Source organism: Flammeovirgaceae bacterium (assembly GCA_015180985.1).
In the GTDB taxonomy this organism is placed as follows: Bacteria; Bacteroidota; Bacteroidia; order Cytophagales; family Cyclobacteriaceae; genus UBA2336.
In genome coordinates, this window is sequence record CP054185.1 from 2016817 (window position 1) to 2038012 (window position 21196).

Genomic DNA, 21196 nt, shown 5'->3' on the forward strand with positions numbered 1-21196 from the left:
GGCTAAAGCGCACCGCGCTTGCCGAGTTCAATCACTTCCATGTTGGTTATTTGCTTTGCTTTTACATCAAAGCGAACGATGGTTTTAATAGTATGAAACCCGTGATTACCGGCTGCGCCCGGATTAATAAACAACATGTTGTTTAGTTTCGGGTCGCGCATAATTTTCAGCATGTGCGAGTGACCGCATATAAAAATATCGGGTGCATTGGCCTGCAGATGCGTTCTTACTTCAGAATTGTAATAGGGTGGTGTTCCCCCGATGTGGGTCATCCACACTTCAAGCCCTTCAACTGTAAACCGTTGGCTGTCCGGAAATACGGTGCTGATTGTCCGGTCGTCAATGTTTCCGGACACGGCCCGTATCGGGCATATGGCCTGCAGGGTTTGAGTAACTTCCAGGTTTCCGATATCACCGGCATGCCAGATTTCATCGCACCGGTTGAAATGCGGGATCACCTGTGGGTCAAGATAGCCATGCGTATCGGATAAGACACCGATTTTCATCCGTTTGTGGAGAGTATTTAACCAATCGTAAAGATTGACAGTTTTTTTGGCTCATCCATGCAACCATGGGTACGGAATGCGAGTATTTAGCGTTGTTAGGCAGTTCATGAATAAAACCCGAATCACTTTCCTTACGGTTGCTCTAAGTGCTGGCTTATGGAGCGAAGCGTTCGCTGCTGACCCACGTGAGTTTACAGCAAGGCGGGTTGCCCATGCGCCCCGCATTGATGGCGTGCTTGATGATGAGGCCTGGGTGCAGGGAGATAATAAGGTTCAATTTTTTCAGTTTACCCCGGTTAATGGCAAGGAATCGGATTTTTTCTCCCGTATACAGCTGGTATATACCGATAAAGGTATTTACATCGGTGCTTACCTGTATGATCCGGAGCCGGACAAAATCCTGAAGGAATTTGGTCAACGTGATGACATGGAGCGTAATGCGGATTACTTCGGGATACTGCTGGATACCTACAACAGCGGGCTGAATGCGTTTGTCTTTGTTGTTTCTGCTGCCGGGGTGCAAAGCGATATTTATTTTACAGCTAACGATGAAGATGGATCCTGGGATGCCGTTTGGAATAGTGCGGTTTCAATAACCGATGGAGGATGGAGTGTTGAAATGGAAATACCCTACTTCGCACTTCGGTTTCCCAAGCAGGAAGTACAGGCCTGGGGAATTAATTTTTACCGGAATGTAAAACGTAAACAAGAAGAATCTTTCTGGAATCACGTAGATAATTCCATCCGGGGGATTGTAAATCAATCGGGACGGCTGCTTGGATTGGAGAATATCAAACCGCCATTGCGCCTGGCACTTTATCCATACGCCTCCGGAATTTATAATCACGATGGCCACTCCGGCACTGGCCAATTTTCGGTTGCCGGAGGGATGGATGTAAAGTATGGCATTAATGAAAGTTATACGCTTGATGTTAGCCTGATACCCGATTTTACCCAGGTGCAATCGGACAACATCGTCTATAACATTACCGCTTATGAAGTTCGTTTTAATGAGAACCGCCAGTTTTTTACCGAGGGCACGGAGTTATTTAACAAAGCTAACCTGTTCTACTCACGGAGAGTGGGTCAATCCTTTGGTTCTATCAATTACGATTCAGACACAGAACGCGTTGTTTCTCAACCTTCAGGTGCCAACCTGATTAATGCCGTAAAACTGTCAGGCCGCAATAAAAAGGGATTGGGAATTGGTTTTTTTAACGGACTCACGGCAAAAACATATGCAACCATTGAAAACACCGAAAGCGGAGAACGCAGAACAGTTCAGGTTGATCCATTAACTAATTTTAATATGGTTGTTGTTGATCAGAACCTGAAGAATAATTCGAACATCAGTTTTACCAATACCAATGTTATACGCGATGATGGCGGACGGGACGCCAATGTAGCGGGTGTAAATGTAAGCCTGCGCGATAAGAAGAATAATTACCAGTTTACGTATTCAGGCAGCATCAGCACTATATTAGAGGGCTCTGGAAATGATCGAACGGCCGATAACGGGTATAAATACTTTATTGAACTGGCCAGAATAAGCGGCACCTGGCAATACGGCATCAGCAGAAATGTGGAAAGCTACAATTATAACATTAATGACATGGGCTACCTGCAGGCCCCGAATGAAGTTACTCATATGGGGTACCTGCGCTACAATATTTTAAAGCCGGTAGGCATTGTTAACCGCATGCATGCGGGTGTAAATGTTGCTTATCAGCGCTTGCATAAGCCTGATGAGTTTACCTCCTTGCGCACGGTTGTCAATGTTAACACGCAGTTCAAAAATTTCTGGTGGGTGGGTTTCAATTTGGGGGGCCACCCAACCGATTCGTATGACTATTTTGAACCTCGTGTGTGGGGTTATAAATTCCGTCAGCCCCGTAATTTCAATTACAATTTTTGGGTTGAAAGCGACAGCCGTAAACCATTACAGGTAAATCTTTACACCGGCCAGTGGCACCGCCCAATCTGGGATCAGCAGTTTACCTGGGGTGGTTTTTATGTGCGCTATCGTGTGAACAATAAGCTTTCATTTAATACGGAAGTAAATCACGAGAAAGGTTTTGGGCGCGGTTATGCCACCAGGTTATATACACCCGAAGGCGCTTTGCAGAGTATAATTTTTGGCCATCGCGAGATGCAAACAACCACCAACATCATCGGATTTAATTACACGTTTAATGATAAAATGGGCTTACGGTTAAGGCTGCGGCATTATTGGTCTAAAGTTCGGTATGAAAAATTCTTTGAACTGGGCACAGATGGTGAACTGTACGAAACAACTTATGAAGGACTTAATACAGACAATACCCCCAAGCATGATGCGAACTTTAATGCCATTAACCTCGATTTGGTTTACTTCTTCCAGATTGCGCCCGGGTCTTTCCTTAACTTAGTTTGGAAGGATGCTATACAAACGTTTTCCAATAATACCCGACCGGACTACCTGGAAAACCTGCGTGACTGTGCGGATGCCCCCCAGGTCAACAGTATTTCAGTAAGGCTTACGTATTTTATTGACTACTTTACCCTGCGCAACAGCTTTAAGAGGAAGTAATGGTAACCGGCCTGACAGTTTTTTTTTCATCGTTATAAATTAAACGCTTAACGTATCGTTTGCGATATTAACCGGTATTTCTTTTGCCGGAACACCTTGCGGTTATTATTTGCGGTTGTTATCTAACCCCTTTGGTGTATGAAAAGTAAGCTCTTTGCATTGCTGGCTATGTTGGCGATTATCCATGCAGGCTATTCAGATGATCCGGTAAAAAACGGCACCGGGCCCCTTACGCAACAGTACCAAAACCTGCTGGCTACTGCCGAGGTAATTGAAGGTTACCGGATGGTTAAAGTTTACGAGGTTGACCGTGTATGGAAAGCCGTTACCGACTCACTGAAAGAAATAAAAGCAGCTGTTTCTGATGTAAAGAGCTCAAACACGTCACTCCAGGTAACCATAAAGGCTCTTGAGGATAAACTGGCAAAAAGCGAAACCGCCCATACCGACCTGATCTTTGCCGGTAGCCACATTCGTGTTTTCGGAAGGGATTTTAAAAAATCGTCATTCATTACCCTGGTATTAATCAGCATAACTGCTCTTATTGCCTGTATTGCATCGCTGTTGATAATGGGCAAAGTGAATTACAAAGCCTGCCGCGATGCGCGTAAACTCTATGAAGATCTGTATGCAGAGTTTGATCAATACCGGCATAGTGCCGTAGAGCGCCAGATAAAGCTTTCGCGCGAACTGCAAGACTACCGCAACAGACAAATGGATTTGCGAAGCGCGTAAGATTATAAGAGCGGGAAACGGGGCTCGAACCCGCGACCTTCGGCTTGGGAAGCCAACGCTCTACCAACTGAGCTACTCCCGCTTAACGCTTCTGCTTGGGGCCACAATTTATAAATTTTAGTGAATGCCCATCAATACAAATGGGCTCGAATCAGCGTTTGTTATGGTTATTTTAGTGCTGGCAGACGCATAACAAAACCGGCCCGCAGTTCAATCAGTTCAACATAACTGGTATAAACGTATCCAATGTGGTGCTTATGCACCACCTGGGTTTGCGTGTTAATGAATTGAGCATTTACATCGTTGTTGGGCATGTGGTGGTGGCCGGGTGCATCGGTATTCATGTAGTTTACCTTTCCGCCCAGGGTAATTGCCGCACCCAGGTTAAATAAAAATGTGTTCGAAGGAATCCTGTTAAAAACAGTACTCATATCCCATTGAATTCCTCCTCCTGCAGAAGCGGAAAAGGTTCCGTCCTTCAGCAGAATATCCCTGTCAATTGGTTCACAATGGTCTGTGTCATCCGGATCATAAATGGAAAGGTTGGTACGAAACGTGGTATAGCCCGCCCGAAATGAAACGTACGGCTTTACATTCTTTCCATTACCCATACTATAGCGGGTGCCCAGCATGTAGTTAAAGAATGAATTACTCACGATGATATCCATCGGGGCAACGGTGCCGTCACTGAAAGTGTATTCCTGGCGGCTTTTATCATGCCCGTAAATAACCAAACCGAAATCAGCGCCAATGGCCAGCCGGTTGGTAACCAGAAAGTAATAATCCATTGAAAACCCATGCCCCCGGCTGATGTTTTGTTGCATGGTTGCCATGGGTGCGGCAAACGTATAGGCAAAACCAAACTCTTTGTTTAGGGATTGACTCTTTGCTAAAACACCCACTACCAGTAACAGAAACGTTATGATTGTTTTCATAGAGTGAAGATAACCAAATATTTGCAACTTTACCGGCCATGACCCTGGAGGAAAAAGTTGCGAAGGTTGAGCAGGTATTTGTAAAACTCGATGCTGAAATAACGGCATTTCAACAGGCCTCCGGGCTGAATTGCCCTTCCGGATGCGGTAAATGTTGTTTTAAAGCCGATATCGAAGCAACAGTTATTGAATTTTTGCCCTTTGCTATGCAGGTGTATAAAAATGGTATTGCTATGGAATGGCATGAGCGGTTAAGCCGTACCGACACACCTGTTTGTGCGATTTTAAACCCCCTCCAAGCCGGGCAGGGGCTGTGCAGTGAATACAAACACCGAGGGCTCATCTGCAGGCTGTTCGGCTATTCGGCCCGAAAAAATAAGTACGGCACAGCCGAATTAGTAACCTGTGAAATAATTAAGGATCAGGCTGGATATCAGGCAATAAAAGCAGGTATCGAATCGGGCGAAATCCGTATACCCTTAATGCACGATTATTACATGCAGCTATATGCCATTGATATGGATTTGTCGCGCGAGTTTTACCCGATTAACCGGGCATTACAAAAAGCAATTGAAGAAGTATTGCATTATTACGCTTACCGAAATGCAACCTGAAGGATGGTATTAATTTTCTGAAACAGTATCTTGGCTGCAGGCGTGGAGATTCCACCAGGTGTGTCAATACCTGAACCTGAAAAGCCGGTTTCCAGGGGGCTTAACCAGATAACCACCAGAACAATAACCGCTACGATAATGCCGAGCGCCAGCGAAATTTCCCTATATGTAATCTTGCGGGCCATGTTCAAATCAGAGCCTATTATCGTGCCAACCCTGGTTTTAATTCATTTCAAAGCTTTTTATAAGCATTCAGCCTGCCGGATGTTCACAGGTGAACAGCCGGTTGGTTGATTATGAACAACTGATGTACCGGAACCCTGGTTACAGTTGTTGGCTAAAACCCAATTAAATAGCAAGGTGAACCAACCTGACCATTAAATTTGTTGCTTTGATAGTCTTAAAATTACAAGCATGATGCGATTACTTTTGATGCCGGCCTTACTGGTTATACTTGCCTTAACCTCGTTTAAACCCGTGCAAACAGGCCCGGTGAAATGGATGACCTTTGAGGAGGCCGTTGAACGTTCGAAGATTGAAAAGCGGAAGATTTTTATTGACGTGTATACCGATTGGTGCGGCTGGTGCAAAGTGATGGATAAGAACACGTTTAGCGACCCCAAAATTGCCGAAATTCTGAATACTAAATTCTACCCCGTTAAGTTTGATGCCGAACAGCGTGAAGATGTTACTTTTCAGGGTACCACATTTAAATTCATACCTTATGGCAATAAAGGCACCCATCAATTGGCGGCCGCACTGCTGAACAACCAGTTAAGTTACCCTACGGTTGTTTTTCTTGATGAGGAATTCCGCATGATTCAGCCGCTGGCGGGTTATCACGACCCCAAACAATTTCACCCGATTATTCAATACATCGGTGAAGGACACTATAAGCGAACAAAATGGGAAGACTGGCAGGCGGCATACCGATCGCCTTACAATTAAATGTAATCCTGAATCAGGATTATTTTTCTTCTTTCTTCGGGGTTCTTAAAAAATCAACATAACCAAGTGCGGCTGCAAAGCCGATAATAACGGCAACAATCAGAATAAACAAATCAGCTCCGGAACCTACATAGTGACTGAACATAAGCGTTTACGGTTTTGTGTTTCAAAGGTATGGTTTTTTGTTTTCTTTTCAACTGATTTTTCAGATGCCCAGCTCATCCTTATTTTTCTTTAATGTCTGAATAATAAAATCAATGTGTTGGGTTAAATCCACACCCAGCATTTCGGCCCCTTTATACACTTCGTCACGTTCAACTTTAGCCGCAAAACTTTTGTCTTTAAGTTTTTTAATTACCGATTTGGGTTCCAGGCTGGTAATGCCATCGGGGCGTACCTGGCAGCAGGCAATGATAAAGCCGGTCAGTTCATCGCAGGCCAGCAGGGCTTTATCCAGCCTGTTGGTATAGGGTACATTCCATTTAGTATAATGAGCCGAAATGGCGTGGGCAATCTTGTTTTCATTAAGGCTGCGCAATCGTTCAACAATAATGGCAGGGTGCTTATCCGGAAAGGCCTCGTAATCGGCATCGTGCAGCAGGCCTGCAATGGCCCACTCGTCTTTGTCTTCATCAAATTTTTCCGCATAAGCCTCCATTACCAGTTCAAGGCTGCGCATGTGGCGCAGCAGGCTGGGGTTGGTAGTTAATTCATTGAGGATGGCGCGGGCTTCGCTGCGGGTCATGATTTAATAAATTCCCTACGTTTGTTCATGAAGTAAAAATTCACCGCTGCAATTATTACCAGCAAGCCAAGAATAGACAGCACAATAAATAACCGGCTGTTGCGCAACTGCAGCGCGTTGATTTCGGCTTGCTTACGCAGTATTTCGTACTCTTTTTCTTTCTCGTTCAGTTCCAGGGCTATCTCCATCTGTGCGATGGATCGGCTGCTTTCTTCACCGTAAATTTTTTCGCGGGCCGAATCGTATTTTAACAACACTTCGTACGCTTCTTTGAGTTTACCCATCCGGTAAAAGTTTATCGAATTGTTTTTCAGAATATCGGGCAACCCGGTATAGGCGCGTAACTCTTTGGCCAGTTTTTCAGCCTGGGTTAAATATTCCTGTGCGGGTTTGGGCTGGCCCGCTTTGGTGTAGGCAATGCCGATATTGGTAACAGCATTGAGCATGCCCAGCCGGTTATTGTTTTCTGTTTCAATTTCCAGGGCGCGCTGGTAGTGTTCAATGGCGCGCTGGTAATTGCCCTGACGGAAGTACACATTGCCGATGTTGTTAACCGGGTCAGCAAAAGGCTTGCCCATCTTTTGGCTTAGTTGATAGGCTTCCGAAAAGTAGCGCATGGCTTTCTCGTACAATTGCAGGTCGCTGTTCAGATTACCCAGGTTGTTCATCGACCCGATGATTTTTGCCTGATCGCCCAGTTGTATAAACAGGTTATGCGATTCCTCTAAAAACTTCATCGCCTGGCCGTAATCTTTTTTCATCGAGTAAATGGTGGCAATATTGTTTTTGGTGGTGGCAATACCCTCCTTATTATCAAGTTGCTCGTAAATCTTTAGCGAGGTGATATAATACTGCAAGGCTTTATCCAGTGCGCCCTGGTTTCGGTAGGCCACACCCAGGTTGTTGTAGGCGGCTGCCTGCCCTCGTTTGTCGTTAATCTCACTGGCCAGGTTAAGGGCTTCGCGCGTATAGCCGATGGCTTTTACAGGATCCGACTGGATGTTTGCACGGAATAATTCGTTAAGTGTTTTAACCTTTCGTTCATTCGTTGCCGTATCCAGCACGGCCATCAGGCTGTCAACCGGTTGGCCGGTTGCCTGTTGCTTAAACGACAGGACAATACACAGTAAAACCAAAAGCCCTTTCATAGCATGCATTTTAGCAGGTTAAAGTTAATTCAAAAAGCGGTATTCTCCGCTTGCGTAATTTTTGCTTAACTTTTCACGTGGGGCGGTCAAATTTCCAAAAAACTTTACGAATGAAAAAACTACCGGTGCTTATTGTTTTATTGGCTTTTTCACTTAATGGCCGTGCTCAGACTGCCGATGAAGGTGAAGTGAAAAACGTTATCCAAACCTTGTTTAAAGGGATGCAATTGGGCGACAGTGCATTGGTTGCTTCCATACTCACACGCGATGTTCAGTTTGTAACCGTTGCCTTTAGCAAGGATGGGCAATCTGTACGGCATACTGAAAATTCTTCCCGGTCGTTTTTAAATGCGGTCGGTATGCCTCATGTTGAGTCGTGGAATGAGGATATCTGGAATTTAAAAATTTCGGTTGACGGAGCCCTGGCCCAGGCCTGGTGCGATTATGCATTTTATATTGGTAAAAAGTTTAGCCATTGTGGAGTGGATGCCTTTTTGTTGCACAGGGAGAAAAGTGGCTGGAAGATTTTTCACCTGGCCGATACCCGCAGGACTTCACCTTGTGCTATTCCGAAGGAAATAGAAATTCGTTACAAGTAATTTTACTACGATGGTTCGATTTGTTGCTTTGTGGCTTGTGCTAATCCCAATGCTGGTCTGCGGCCAGGAAATACCAACCACATTTATATTGCTTCGACATGCCGAAAAAGACATGAAGCAAAGTACCAACGATCCGGATCTTTCAGAAGCCGGAAAGAAGCGGGCACAACGCCTGGCTGTAATGCTCGATAAAACAGCAGTTACCGCTATTTACAGTTCAAATTATAAACGTACCCGGCAAACGGTTGAACCCCTGGCGCAGAAAAAGGGGTTGACTATCCAGAGCTATGTTCCTAATAAAGATGAGGATATCGATCGGATACTGGCTGCTAATCAAGGTGGCACAGTAGTCGTGGCCGGCCACTCCAACACCATACCGCAGTTTGTAAACTACCTGCTGGGTGAAGCCCAATACCATACCTTCGAAGATGGTGAATATGGCAACCTGCTGGTTGTGTCGCTTGTAAGGCGGGGCGAGGGTGTTAAGGTGGTATGGATTACAACAGATTAATTGTTTAGTGGAAATGGAATACAGGCGATTGGGTAAATCCGGATTACCAATAAGTGTACTCTCCCTGGGCTCGTGGTTAACATTCGGCAAGCAGATCGACAATTCAGTTGCTGATGAATTGATGACACTGGCTTATGAGGAAGGAGTAAACTTTTTTGATAATGCCGAAATCTATGCACGCGGCCGTTCCGAAACGGTGATGGGCGAAATTTTAAAACGCAAAGGCTGGCCACGCGACAGCTACATTGTTTCGAGCAAAGTATATTTTGGATACCTGGGCAAGGAGGCTAAACCCACCCAGCGCGGGCTGCACCGGAAGCATGTAATGGAAGCATGCGAACAAGCCCTGAAACGCCTCCAGCTTGACTACCTTGATTTATATTTCTGTCATCGCCCGGATAAGGAAACACCCATTGAAGAAACAGTGTGGACCATGCACAACCTGATACAGCAGGGTAAAGTTTTGTACTGGGGTACCAGTGAGTGGAGCGCCCAGGAGATTATGGAAGCCTATGCCGTGGCTGAGCGTTACGCGCTAATCGGCCCAACCATGGAGCAGCCGCAATACAACATGTTCGAACGCCAAAAGATTGAAGTTGATTATACGGGTATTTACAAAACATACGGATTAGGTACTACCATTTGGTCACCGTTGGCCAGTGGTGTGCTGTCCGGTAAATACAACTCCGGTTTTCAGCATGATACCCGGTTATCGATACCTGGCATGGAATGGTTAAAGGATGCGGCATTGGTTGAAATGAAACTCGAAAAATCCAGAAAGCTGGCGGTGCTGGCAAAAGAGTTAGGCATGTCGCAGGCTGTTATGGCTATTGCCTGGTGCCTGAAGAATGAAAACGTAAGCACTGTAATTCTTGGCGCTTCACGAGTTGGACAATTAAAGGAAAATTTCTCAGCGATGGAGGCCAAAAATAAACTGACTTCTGAGGTGATGGATCGCATTGAACTCATTTTAAATAACAAGCCAAAACTACCCGACTACTAGAACTCATCGCCAACTACATTGTTAGAATAGGGTATGCGCAGCAGGCTGGTATATATAGTCCTAGTAAATTTCTCGCTGACTTTCGGCCAGCATACCGATGAAATTCGGAAAAGCATCTATTTTGGCGGAGGCAGCTATTTTGTGGATGAGGTCCAGGCAACTGACTTGCTAAACTGGCTGGACTCCATCCCGAACCTGCTTACAAAATATGAAATTCACCTGATTAGCCATACCGACCCGATTGGCGGAAAGGCCTACAACGAGTGGCTCTCCGAAATGCGCAGCATGGCTGTTAAAGAAATCCTGGTCAACCATAAAATACCCGAGAACAAAATTACCATTAAAGACTGGGGCCTCGAAAACCCGGTGTACAGCAACACAACCAGGCGCGGCATGAGCCTCAACAGGCGCGTTGACGTAATTTTATACCCGATTGTGTACTAGGCGATGGTTGTCCGATTTCAGACACTTATGTGCATAATCGGACGCGCAACTGTACTAAGACCAATAAAATTACCCTTACAACCCCGTTGGCACTAAAATTGGCTGTCTGCCCCTGCGCAATTATGCCGGAACTTAAGTTTTCAGCCTATGATCCAACTTCGGGATATTGATAAATATGTTGACAGCCGCTTTCAGCGCACATTCATCCTGAAAGGGATCGATCTCACCATACAGCAGGGAGAATTCGTAACCATTATGGGGCCCAGTGGTGCGGGTAAATCAACCCTGATGAACATTATCGGTATGCTCGATGAACCTTCGGCTGGTGAGTACTATTTTTTTGATGAGCCTGTGCATAAGATGAAAGAGAAGCAAAAGTCCGACATGCACAAAAATTACATCGGGTTTATCTTTCAGGCTTACCACCTGATAGATGAACTTACCGTTTACGAAAACATTGAGACCCCGTTGTTATATAAAGGCGTAACCAGCAGCCTGCGCAAAAGTTTGGTGGCCGATATACTCGATCGGTTTAACATGGTGGCCAAGAAAGATCTCTTTCCTGAACAACTCTCAGGTGGGCAGCAACAGTTGGTAGGAGTAGCAAGAGCCATTGTGGGCGAACCTAAATTATTGCTGGCCGATGAGCCAACGGGTAACCTGCACTCGGAACAGGGAAAACAGATTATGGAAATATTCAAAAAACTAAATACCGAAGGGATGACCATTATTCAGGTTACCCACTCCGAAGAAAACGCACGCTACGGCAAGCGCATTGTACGGCTGGCCGATGGTGCCGTGGTGATGGATGAAAAAGTACTGGAACATGCTTAACGTTATGAAGAAGTTATTGATTGCGCTAACTGGATTTTGTAGCACGCTGGCGCTGCTGGCCCAACCAACTCCTCTAAAACTCACATTTAAAGAGGCTGTAAAGATTGGCCTGGAAAGAAACCCTTCGCTTAACCAGGAAAAAAATAACCTGGTAACCTCAACCGTAACCAAAACCAGTAGTTTGCTGCAGTTAACACCCCAGGTTAATATCACCGGTAATGCCGGCCGAAATGACGGTAACTCATTCAACCAGCAACAAGGAGAGGTGATTAATGGTGTATTGGATTTTATCGGAGCTAATATTAACGCAAGTATGCCGTTATTCAACGGGCTTAATAATGTCAATACCTACCGGCAATCGGTTAACCAACTGGATGCCCAGTCGCAGTTGGTGCATCGTACCAGCCAGGATGTCATCCGCAACGTAGCCGCCCAATACCTCACCTGCCTGTTGGACCAGCAACTGCTGGCTATTCAGGAACGTAATTTAGAAACCCAGCAAAAACAATACGACCAGATTAAAGAACAGGTTGCTGCCGGAAGCCGGGCCGAAGTGGATTTGTATAATCAGGAGTTCCAGGTAAAAAATGCCCGGTTGCTTGTTTTGCGTGCTGCAAACACCTTGCGCAACGACATGATCGTACTGGCGCAGACCATCCAGCTTGATCCATCCGTACCCTTTGAATTAGCAGAGCCCGAATGGGATTTTAATGTGGTAATGGAAGACCTTGAATTGACTGCTATGTATGCCACGGCTGTTGAAAGGCGGGGTGATCTCGCCTCTGCCCGATTTAATGAGAAGGCCTCTCAGTTGGGTTATCAGGCAGTAAAAGGAACTTATTTTCCGCGTATATCTTTATTTGCCCAATATGGATCCCGCTATAATTATGTGCATCCATCCGAAGGCTTTAACCCGGATAACCGAACATTTGAACAGCAGTTCTTTGAAGATAATCTTCAACTAACCTATGGCATGTCATTCACTATACCTATTTACGGAGGATTCAATACCCGCTCAACAGTTGTTCGTAACAAAATGGCATACCACAATGCAAAACTTAATGCCGATAATACTGAATTGACTGTAAAAAGTGATGTTCAGCGGGCCTATCAGAATTACTACGATGTGCGAACCGGGTTTGAGGCTGCAACGGCACAACTTAAAGCCGCTGAACTTACGTTCAGCCTGGAGCAGGAGCGCTACAACCTGGGTATTACCGACATTGTTTCGCTTACACAGGCTAACCAAAACTATTTCCGGGCCCAGGCCGACTATGCCAGTGCCAAGTACACCCTGTTGTTCCAGAAGATATTAATTAATTACGCCACCGGAACGCTGAAGTTTGAGGATATACCCTGAACAGCCATGATTTTGAGGTTTTTTACACGATTTTGAACGGCCAGGCAAAATCAGGCTAACCTTCGTTATTCTGCTTAAAATCAATACCTTTGCAGCCCCATCCGGGTGGAGGGGTCATCAGATAAACCCTGGTGAATTGTTAAACGTAAAACTTGCGGCTGGCTGGCCCGGCTTCCGCAATGTAACAGGGCAATTTATTTTTTATGGCAAAAGAGAAAGAAAAAAAGAAGGCTACCCCTGAAGAGGAGCTCGTTGAAGAGTTAAAAGCCAGCAAAAAGAAAGCAAAGGCCATTGCCGAGATTGATGAAATCGATCCGTTGGAAGAGGCCAAAGCCTTTAAAAAAGAAGCGGAAGAAATTGATACCGAAGCAATTCCTGTAACTGAACTGAAAAAGGGATTGAAAACCCAGCAAACGCCCGGTGAGTTTGACTGGGATGCCTTTCAGCGCAAAGGTTTTGGTGAAGGCTATTCTGCCAAAGACCGCCAGGAAATGGAAAAACTTTACTCAGGTACCGTTACCACAGTTAACCGCGGTGAAGTTGTTAATGGCATTGTGGTGGGCATAAATGATCGCGATGTTATCCTGAATATCGGGTTCAAGTCGGATGGCCTGGTACCCCTTGCTGAATTTAAGGATCAGCCCGATATAAAAATTGGCGACCAGGTTGAAATTTTTATAGAAGAGCGCGAAGATAAAATGGGTCAACTCATTCTAAGCCGCAGAAAGGCTAAGCTGGTTAAAGGATGGGAGCGCATACAAAAAGCACTTGACGAAGATCTGGTCATTGAAGGTTTTGTAAAACGCAGAACCAAAGGCGGGTTAATTGTAGATGTATATGGTATTGAAGCTTTCTTACCGGGTTCACAAATCGATGTGAAGCCCATCCGCGATTTCGACATCTATGTGAACAAAGCCATGGAGGTTAAGGTGGTGAAAATCAACTACACCAACGACAACGTGGTGGTTTCGCATAAGGTATTGATTGAAAAAGACCTCGAAGAACAGAAGGTAGCCATCCTGAGCAACCTGGAGAAAGGCCAGGTGCTGGAAGGAACCATCAAGAACATGACAAACTTCGGAGTATTTATTGACCTGGGCGGTGTGGACGGCCTGTTGCACATTACCGATATATCATGGGGCCGAATCAACCATCCTGAAGAGGTGCTTAAACTGGATCAGGTGGTTAAAGTGGTGGTTCTCGACTTCGATGAAGACAAGAAGCGCATCAGCCTGGGCATGAAACAACTTACCCCGCACCCGTGGGATTCGCTGCCTGCCGATGTACAGGTTGGCTCACGCGTAAAAGGCCGCATTGTAAACGTGGCCGATTATGGCGCATTCCTTGAACTGCAACCGGGTGTTGAAGGGCTTATCCACGTAAGTGAAATGAGCTGGTCGCAGCACCTGCGCAATCCGCAGGACTTTATGAAAGTAGGAGATGAGGTTGAGGCCGTAGTATTAACCATCGATCGCGAAGAGCGCAAAATGTCGCTGGGCATTAAACAACTCAGCGAAGACCCATGGACCCGTCAGGATGTATTAACCAAATACGCTATCGGCACCCGTCATGAAGGCATTGTGCGTAACCTCACTAACTTCGGCTTATTTATTGAACTGGAAGAAGGAATTGATGGATTGGTTCACGTATCAGACCTGAGCTGGACCAAGAAGATTAAGCATCCTTCGGAGTTTATTAAAGTGGGAGAGAAGATGCAGGTTGTGGTGCTTGAACTGGATGCGGCAAACCGCAGGCTGGCCTTGAGCCACAAGCACCTTGAAGAAAATCCCTGGGATACCTTCGAGACCATCTTTACGGTTGGGTCTGTTCATAAGTGTACTATCATCAGCAAAAATGATAAGGGTGCAATTCTTGAACTCCCCTATGGTATTGAAGGATTCTGTGCGTTGAAAAACCTGGCTAAAGAGGATGGCTCCAAGGCCGAGGTAGGCGATTCGCTTGACTTTAAGGTTCTTGAGTTTTCGAAAGAAGATCGCAGAATTGTACTTTCGCACAAGGCCGTATATTCAACTGCCGAGGAAGATAAAGCACCCGCCAAGAAAGGCGCAGCCAAGTCAGCACCGAAAGGTAAAACGATTGATAAGATCAACCAGGAAGTTGAAAAGTCAACCCTGGGCGACCTGGAAGCGTTAAGTGCTTTGAAGAGCAAAATGAATGCACCGAAAGGTGAAGATAAAGCGGAGTAACTTTTTGAATCCGAATCAAAAGGTGGCTTCGGCCACCTTTTGTTTTTTGGTTCATCCATGAATTTTATAGTTTTGCTCAACTTCTAAGGTTCCGTGGCCGAGTGGCTAGGCTGAGCTCTGCAAAAGCTCCTACAGCGGTTCGAATCCGCTCGGAACCTCACCATCAGCGCTGATTGGTTACAGCTACTGATGTTGCTTTTTCACTATTAATAAAATATCGGACTTGATCCATGCGACAGGTACCCGTTATGCATCAGGCAGTATGCGAGCCCGTTCAACCGAAAGGTTTAACGCGGCTTGTCTTCCATCCATACACTGCACTAACCGGGTATCGGCTCACCTCACTAAAACCCGGTAACGATGACCAACATGCTTGACTTTAAAAAAAAGAAACAATCGGGCAGCCCCATTACGGTAGTAACCTGCTACGATTACGGGTCGGCACGGATAATCAGTGAAACCAGTATTGATGCTGTTTTGGTTGGCGACAGTGTTGCGATGGTTGTACATGGATTTCCATCTACGGTACATGCCGAAGTGGATATGATGGCCTATCATACGGCAGCCGTACACCGGGGTTTAACCGGAAAATTTCTTATTGCCGACTTACCCTTTTTGGCTCATCGTAAAGGAATACGCTACCTGATGCAGAGTATTGATAAGCTGATGAAGGCCGGGGCGCAGGCCGTTAAGATTGAGGGCGCAGATGGCATGCTTGATACCATTGAATACGTGGTGAAGTCGGGCATACCGGTTATGGGGCACCTGGGGCTTACCCCGCAGTCGTACCACCAGCTTGGCGGATTTCGCCTGCAGGGCGCAGAGGAGGTGTCGGCTAAGCAAATGGAATGGTATGCAAAGAAACTGGAAGATGCCGGAGTATTTTCGTTGGTTCTTGAAATGGTTCCGGCTGCACTAGCCGCAAGAATTACCAATACCCTATCGGTACCCACCATTGGTATCGGTGCCGGCCCACACACCAGCGGTCAGGTACTGGTGTGCCAGGATTTGTTAGGCCTTACAAAGAATTTTGAACCAAAGTTTTTGAAGAAATACCTTAATGGATTTGAATTACTAAAGGGAGCCTTGCAACAATTTGATGAGGAGGTTAAACAGAAACGGTTTCCGACCGACCAACACAGCTACTGATGACACGCATAATCCGCAAAATTGATGATTGGATAAACCTCAGGAGCCGGATGTCCGACTCGGATACATTAGGGTTTGTGCCCACAATGGGCGCTTTACATGCGGGCCATGCCAGTTTGATTAGCCGTTCCATCAGTGAAAATCGTAATACCGTAGTAAGTATCTTCGTAAATCCCACCCAGTTCAATAACCCGGACGATTTAAAAAAATACCCCCGCACTGAAGCGGATGACATTGATCTGCTTGAAAAACTACAGGTTGATTATGCTTTTATACCAGATTATCGGTCAATCTATCCTGATGATTTTCATTATAAGGTAACTGAAAACAATCTAAGCCTGGCGATGGAAGGTACCGGCCGGCCCGGCCACTTTGATGGGGTGCTTACGGTAGTCATGAAATTATTAAACATTATCCGGCCTACACGCAGTTACTTTGGTGAAAAGGATTATCAGCAGTATATGCTTGTAAAAAAAATGAGCGAAGCATTCTTTATGAATGTGGAGGTCATTCCATGCCCCACCGTACGCGACAGCGATGGCCTGGCGCTGAGCTCGCGCAATGCGCTGTTAAGTAAGACGGATCGACTACGCGCCCCGATCTTTGCCCGGCTGCTTCAATCGGGTAAGCCGGTTGAACAGATAAAAGCTGAACTGGAGCAATCGGGCTTTACCGTTGACTACATTACCGATTTTGATGGGAGGCGATACGGTGCAGTGTACCTGGGCGGTGTAAGGCTTATAGATAATATTGAGTTAAACCAAAATATAGTATGATACTCTGTTTAGATGCCGGCAACACCACCATTCATGGCGGTGTATTTACCGGCAATAAATTGGTTACACAGTTCCGTAAGATGTCAAAGCAGCAGTTTTCTGCCGATGAGGCCGGACTTTTTTTTAAAGCGGCCCTGAAAGAAAATCAGGTCGTTATCAGTCAGATAACCGGTATTTCTATTTGCAGTGTTGTACCCAGCATTAACCACTCGTTACGCGGGGCCTGCCAGCGGTATCTGGGCATTGATCCGTTTTTTCTGAAACCGGGCGTAAAAACAGGGCTGCGTATTAAATACCGGAACCCGCTGGAAGTGGGGGCTGATCGCATAGCCAACGCTATTGCCGGTGTAACCCAATATCCTGATCGTAACCTGGTAATAATTGATTTCGGCACCGCTACCACCTTTTGTGTTATCAGTAAAGAGAAAGATTATATGGGTGGTATTATTGTTCCGGGTGTTCGCATATCCATGGAAGCACTCGAACGAGAGACCGCCCAACTGCCGGTGGTGGAGATTGTTGCTGTGGATTCCATCGTAGGTCGCTCTACGGTTGAAAGCATTCAATCAGGCTTATACCACGGTCAGGTAGGCATGGTAAAGGAACTGTTGCGGGGAATTACCAATGAGGCTTTTGGAGGAGAAAAACCCTTGGTGATTGGTACCGGGGGTTTTTCACGCCTTTTTGAAAATGCCGGATTGTTTGATCAGCTCAATCCAACCCTGGTGCTGGAGGGGTTGAATATTGCTTATACCTTAAATTTTAAAACAGAAGTGTGATGATGCGTACCATGCTGAAATCCAAAATCCACCGGGCAGTAGTTACCGGTTCGGATTTGAATTACGAAGGTTCGATTGCCATTGATACTGAGTTATGTAAAGCAGCCGACATGCTGGAGTTTGAGAAAGTGGAAATTTATAACATCAACAACGGTGCGCGTTTTTCAACTTATGTGATACCGGGCAGGCGGGGAGAAATAAGCTTAAATGGTGCTGCCGCCCGCATGGTTCAGCCGGGCGACTTGATTATAATCGCCAGTTACGTTAACCTGCCGGATGACGTGGCAAAGAAAATAACGCCCAAAATTGTTATGGTTGACGAATCAAACACTCTCTTGCCGGAGCCGGTAAGCGTGCCGTAGAAGTCGCGCTAAACTGAATTTAGAACAATTATTTCTTTATCCGCATGTAGGTCGTTCCGGGTATGCTGATGGCGTTAAGGTTTTTGTCTTCAACCAGCGGGGGCACATAAAATGCATCTTTATCCACGCGACCTTCCTGTACCGCTACAGCGGTTTGAATGATATTCATGCCCATTGCACTTCGTACGACCTGTAAAGGCAAGCTGCCCGACATTTTCAGGAATTCGGCAAAACCTTCGCTGGTGTGTTGTGCGTATAATGCAGGGTTAACTTTAGCCTGGGTTTCGTTGTAGTAATAATCAACTTGCCCGAGTTTCCACTTCATCCGGATGAGTTTGCAAGGTAATCCCATAATGGTTACAGCGGTATCAACCAGTGTAATTACGGGCTTATCAGCAGCACCGCTCAGGTCGAGATCCACGGCTTTCTGAACGGAACAAATATCATTACCGCTTAACTGGAAGGTATAGATAATGTTATCATCCGGATCATAAACTTTTGTGGTTTGAATTTTATTGTTTCCGTATTGGGCATAACTGCCCAGGCGGTAATTAACCCACAGCGTATCGAACCAGTTACCATCGCTGTTCATTTTCTCCATGAGCATTTCTTTGCTAATACCCATTTTTTTAAACGACCCTCCAATTTCAAAATCCTGGATGTACGTTATTATTCCCTGAAAACTGGTGTTGGCTTCGTTGTCTTCCAGTTCACTATTTCGTGCGAAGACAGTTTTACTTACATCGGGGCACTGCTGAAAAACAACTTTCCAGAGGTTTTCTACTTCAGCCTGCGTGGCTTTATCAATGTCAATCACTTTTTTCTTCTTTAGTTCTTTCTGGTGTTTTTTACCCGCATTCAGAAAACAGTTCCCCATTTCTTCGCCAAGCGCTTCACTGCTGGTGTATGTGTCAAGTTTAAGATTTTTGAAACAGGCACAAACATCATTGGCAAATGCAACAGTAATATCTTGGGCGAATACCGGTGAGCAGAAGGTAAGAATCAATAAGGTGACAGGGGTCTTCATCGGACTGATAGGTTAGGTTTGTAAATTAAAGATAGGACTTTTGCTCTGAATAGCATTACATCCGGTTAATCAAAAAGAATGGCGGAATTTTGATTTTGCCTGTCATTATCAGGCTCACCATTTCGCCAAGGGCCGGCCCGTGTTTAAAGCCATGTCCTGAGCCCCCGCCCAGAAAAAACAGGTTACTCGCTTGGGCGTGTGAGTCAAAAAGAAAATTTCCGTCAGGGGAGTTTTCATAAGGGCAAACACGGTTTTCAATAAGTGGGGCGCTGGCTAATCCGGGAAAGCGGTGGGTGATAAATTTTCTGGCCTTTTCCAGTACCGTTGTGTTAACTGTGCGGTCGCCTGTTGACGGGTGAAAGGGTTCGCCACGTTCGTCCACACCAATTTTAAAGCCCCGGTAGTTGTTGCCGGGTATGCCGTAGTAAAAGTTTTTTCCGTCCACATCTACCCACACAGGGAGTGAATCGAACTGATCAGCGAGGGCTGCAGGTACTCCCAGATAGTAAACTTCTTGTTTGGTGCAGGATAGATGATGACCAAGAATTTCAGGAAACAGATAGCCAAGCCATGAGCCGCAGGCAAAAATAAATCGGTCGGCCGTGAGTGTGTTGCCATTAGCCTGGAGTATATTTTCCAGTCTGCCGTTTAGCATTTTACCGGGTTGCACTACGGATTGGAGGTACTGTCCTCCTTCATTAAGAAAAGCCCTGAAAACAGCCTGGCACGCATCGCGGGCACGCAGGCAACCTCCGTACGGATCAAAGTAGGCATGGTGCAGATCACCGGTATTGATGATGGGGTATCGCTTTTTAAGTTCATCGGTGCTTAGCTTCTCATACTCCATACCGTGAGTTTTTGCAAAGGGTATGGAGGCATCCACCAGGGGTGTGTGCTCATTATAACATAGCCACAGCACGCCTTTATTCTGAAATAACTTTGTTTTCCATTGTTGCTCGTGTTCTTTCCACAGTTGCAGTGCCCGTACATTCAGGTTGAAGTAGAATTGGTTTGCTCCGTAGGTTGATCGGATTACCCGTGTTTCATCGCCCGAGCTGGAGCGTGAGTTGCCAGGGCCCCAGGCATCTACTAAGGTTACATCATACCCTGCGCGAAGCAGGTACAGGGCGGTCCACCCGCCAAATGCTCCTGCACCAATTACCACAACACGGCTGCCCTTTTTTAGTGGTTCAATGGCTTTGCCTTCGGTATGGCTGTGTACAGGCGCAAAGGTGTTGGTGCTCATGGTTTAAGGTTATTTCCAGCCGGATGGATCAAACCGCCAGGCCTTTAGCGATACGAGTTGGTTGGAAGTAATATACCCGGTTTCAACGGCTACAGTAAGCAGGTGACTGAAATCACTCAGACTTACCAGCGAGACATTGGCATTGTAAAAATTACTTTGTGCGATATCAAACCCATAGGTAAAGATTGAAACCATCCCTAAAACTTCAGCCCCTGCTTTGCGTAACGCCTCCACTGCTTTTAATGAACTTCCTCCGGTTGAAACCAGATCTTCCACAACCACGATTTTCTGTTGTGGATTGATCCGGCCTTCAATGAGGTTTTCAAGCCCATGGTCTTTGGGTGATGAGCGCACATAGGCAAAGGGCAGGCCCAATGTGTCAGCCACCAGGGCGCCCTGGGGTATGCCGGCTGTAGCTACCCCGGCAATGGAATCAACTGCAGGATAATTTTCACGGATAACGTTAACCAGGCTTTCTTTTATCAGGCTGCGCACAGGCGGGTAGGATAGTGAAACGCGGTTATCGCAGTAGATGGGAGATTTGATTCCGGAGGCCCAGGTAAATGGTTTTTCGGTGTTGAGTTTAATAGCCTCAATTTTCAGTAACTGCAAGGCAATTGCGGCTGCTGTGTCGTGCTGCACTTTTAGTATAGGCATAAGCAAATTTTAGAACCCGAAAATCAGCGAAAGCTTTGGTTT

Annotated in this window: 23 protein-coding genes and 2 tRNA genes; 16 read left to right on the forward strand and 9 right to left on the reverse strand. The window is 45.9% G+C overall.

Annotation, left to right across the window (positions count from 1 at the left end):
• Positions 1-2: 2 nt before the first annotated feature.
• A complete protein-coding gene (locus HRU69_09435) occupies positions 3-506 on the reverse strand; it encodes a metallophosphoesterase family protein (protein ID QOI97702.1) in 504 nt (167 codons plus the stop codon).
• Positions 507-612: 106 nt separating this feature from the next.
• On the opposite strand from HRU69_09435, the gene HRU69_09440 reads away from it, so the two are divergent.
• Positions 613-3075 carry a carbohydrate binding family 9 domain-containing protein gene (locus tag HRU69_09440; GenBank protein ID QOI97703.1) on the forward strand — a complete coding sequence of 821 codons (2463 nt, stop codon included), beginning with the start codon at positions 613-615 and terminating at the stop codon, positions 3073-3075.
• A 138-nt stretch (positions 3076-3213) separates the two neighbouring features.
• Positions 3214-3810, forward strand: a complete 597-nt coding sequence (locus tag HRU69_09445) for a hypothetical protein (protein QOI97704.1) — start codon at positions 3214-3216, stop codon at positions 3808-3810.
• A gap of 9 nt (positions 3811-3819) precedes the next feature.
• On the opposite strand, the gene HRU69_09450 is transcribed toward HRU69_09445, so the two are convergent.
• Together HRU69_09450 and HRU69_09455 are read right to left on the reverse strand one after the other, a co-directional pair.
• Positions 3820-3892: transfer RNA gene (locus tag HRU69_09450), tRNA-Gly, on the reverse strand.
• A gap of 85 nt (positions 3893-3977) precedes the next feature.
• On the reverse strand, positions 3978-4745 hold the full coding sequence (locus HRU69_09455) for a hypothetical protein (GenBank protein ID QOI97705.1): 768 nt from the start codon (positions 4743-4745) through the stop codon (positions 3978-3980).
• A gap of 38 nt (positions 4746-4783) precedes the next feature.
• On the opposite strand from HRU69_09455, the gene HRU69_09460 reads away from it, so the two are divergent.
• Complete coding sequence (locus tag HRU69_09460; GenBank protein ID QOI97706.1) at positions 4784-5359, forward strand: YkgJ family cysteine cluster protein; 576 nt, start codon at positions 4784-4786, stop codon at positions 5357-5359.
• On the opposite strand, the gene HRU69_09465 is transcribed toward HRU69_09460, so the two are convergent.
• On the reverse strand, positions 5341-5544 hold the full coding sequence (locus HRU69_09465; protein QOI97707.1) for a hypothetical protein: 204 nt from the start codon (positions 5542-5544) through the stop codon (positions 5341-5343). The two genes, HRU69_09460 and HRU69_09465, sit on opposite strands and share 19 nt — an antisense overlap.
• A 232-nt stretch (positions 5545-5776) precedes the next feature.
• Here HRU69_09465 and HRU69_09470 point away from each other — a divergent pair, with 232 nt between their 5' ends.
• Entirely contained in the window at positions 5777-6307 is a 531-nt protein-coding gene (locus tag HRU69_09470; GenBank protein QOI98878.1) for a DUF255 domain-containing protein, read from the forward strand.
• 205 nt (positions 6308-6512) lie between these two features.
• Here HRU69_09470 and HRU69_09475 read toward each other — a convergent pair whose 3' ends face one another.
• Positions 6513-7052, reverse strand: a complete 540-nt coding sequence (locus HRU69_09475) for an HD domain-containing protein (protein QOI97708.1) — start codon at positions 7050-7052, stop codon at positions 6513-6515.
• The gene (locus tag HRU69_09480) at positions 7049-8200 is read right to left on the reverse strand and encodes a tetratricopeptide repeat protein (GenBank protein QOI97709.1); all 1152 of its coding nucleotides are present in this window, start codon (positions 8198-8200) and stop codon (positions 7049-7051) included. The genes HRU69_09475 and HRU69_09480 overlap by 4 nt, the downstream gene beginning before the upstream one ends.
• A 110-nt stretch (positions 8201-8310) precedes the next feature.
• Here HRU69_09480 and HRU69_09485 point away from each other — a divergent pair, with 110 nt between their 5' ends.
• From HRU69_09485 to HRU69_09540, 12 genes are all read left to right on the forward strand, one after another.
• Positions 8311-8799 carry a hypothetical protein gene (locus HRU69_09485; protein ID QOI97710.1) on the forward strand — a complete coding sequence of 163 codons (489 nt, stop codon included), beginning with the start codon at positions 8311-8313 and terminating at the stop codon, positions 8797-8799.
• A 10-nt stretch (positions 8800-8809) separates the two neighbouring features.
• Positions 8810-9310 (forward strand): histidine phosphatase family protein, encoded by a 501-nt coding sequence (locus tag HRU69_09490; GenBank protein QOI97711.1) that lies wholly within the window; start codon positions 8810-8812, stop codon positions 9308-9310.
• 13 nt (positions 9311-9323) lie between these two features.
• Entirely contained in the window at positions 9324-10313 is a 990-nt protein-coding gene (locus HRU69_09495; GenBank protein ID QOI97712.1) for an aldo/keto reductase, read from the forward strand.
• A 33-nt stretch (positions 10314-10346) separates the two neighbouring features.
• Positions 10347-10757, forward strand: coding sequence for an OmpA family protein (locus HRU69_09500; protein QOI97713.1), 411 nt, complete (start codon positions 10347-10349; stop codon positions 10755-10757).
• 147 nt (positions 10758-10904) lie between these two features.
• The gene (locus tag HRU69_09505) at positions 10905-11591 is read left to right on the forward strand and encodes an ABC transporter ATP-binding protein (protein ID QOI97714.1); all 687 of its coding nucleotides are present in this window, start codon (positions 10905-10907) and stop codon (positions 11589-11591) included.
• Between the two features lie 4 nt (positions 11592-11595).
• Entirely contained in the window at positions 11596-12951 is a 1356-nt protein-coding gene (locus HRU69_09510) for a TolC family protein (GenBank protein QOI97715.1), read from the forward strand.
• A gap of 203 nt (positions 12952-13154) precedes the next feature.
• On the forward strand, positions 13155-15158 hold the full coding sequence (gene rpsA, locus HRU69_09515) for a 30S ribosomal protein S1 (GenBank protein ID QOI97716.1): 2004 nt from the start codon (positions 13155-13157) through the stop codon (positions 15156-15158).
• Between the two features lie 87 nt (positions 15159-15245).
• Positions 15246-15316: transfer RNA gene (locus tag HRU69_09520), tRNA-Cys, on the forward strand.
• A gap of 202 nt (positions 15317-15518) precedes the next feature.
• Positions 15519-16307: a 3-methyl-2-oxobutanoate hydroxymethyltransferase gene (gene panB / locus HRU69_09525; protein QOI97717.1), complete on the forward strand. Its 789-nt coding sequence runs from the start codon at positions 15519-15521 to the stop codon at positions 16305-16307.
• Positions 16307-17083, forward strand: a complete 777-nt coding sequence (gene panC, locus HRU69_09530) for a pantoate--beta-alanine ligase (GenBank protein ID QOI97718.1) — start codon at positions 16307-16309, stop codon at positions 17081-17083. Before panB ends, panC begins: the two co-directional genes overlap by 1 nt.
• A complete protein-coding gene (locus tag HRU69_09535; GenBank protein QOI97719.1) occupies positions 17080-17862 on the forward strand; it encodes a type III pantothenate kinase in 783 nt (260 codons plus the stop codon). Before panC ends, HRU69_09535 begins: the two co-directional genes overlap by 4 nt.
• A complete protein-coding gene (locus HRU69_09540; GenBank protein ID QOI97720.1) occupies positions 17862-18224 on the forward strand; it encodes an aspartate 1-decarboxylase in 363 nt (120 codons plus the stop codon). The genes HRU69_09535 and HRU69_09540 overlap by 1 nt, the downstream gene beginning before the upstream one ends.
• Before the next feature lie 28 nt (positions 18225-18252).
• Here the strand turns inward: HRU69_09540 and HRU69_09545 are convergent, their stop codons facing one another.
• From HRU69_09545 to HRU69_09555, 3 genes are read right to left on the reverse strand one after another with little or no spacing between them, the layout of a single operon-like run.
• Positions 18253-19251 carry a hypothetical protein gene (locus HRU69_09545; GenBank protein ID QOI97721.1) on the reverse strand — a complete coding sequence of 333 codons (999 nt, stop codon included), beginning with the start codon at positions 19249-19251 and terminating at the stop codon, positions 18253-18255.
• 55 nt (positions 19252-19306) lie between these two features.
• Positions 19307-20497, reverse strand: a complete 1191-nt coding sequence (locus HRU69_09550; GenBank protein QOI97722.1) for an FAD-dependent oxidoreductase — start codon at positions 20495-20497, stop codon at positions 19307-19309.
• 9 nt (positions 20498-20506) lie between these two features.
• A complete protein-coding gene (locus tag HRU69_09555; GenBank protein QOI97723.1) occupies positions 20507-21154 on the reverse strand; it encodes an orotate phosphoribosyltransferase in 648 nt (215 codons plus the stop codon).
• Between the last annotated feature and the right edge of the window lie 42 nt (positions 21155-21196).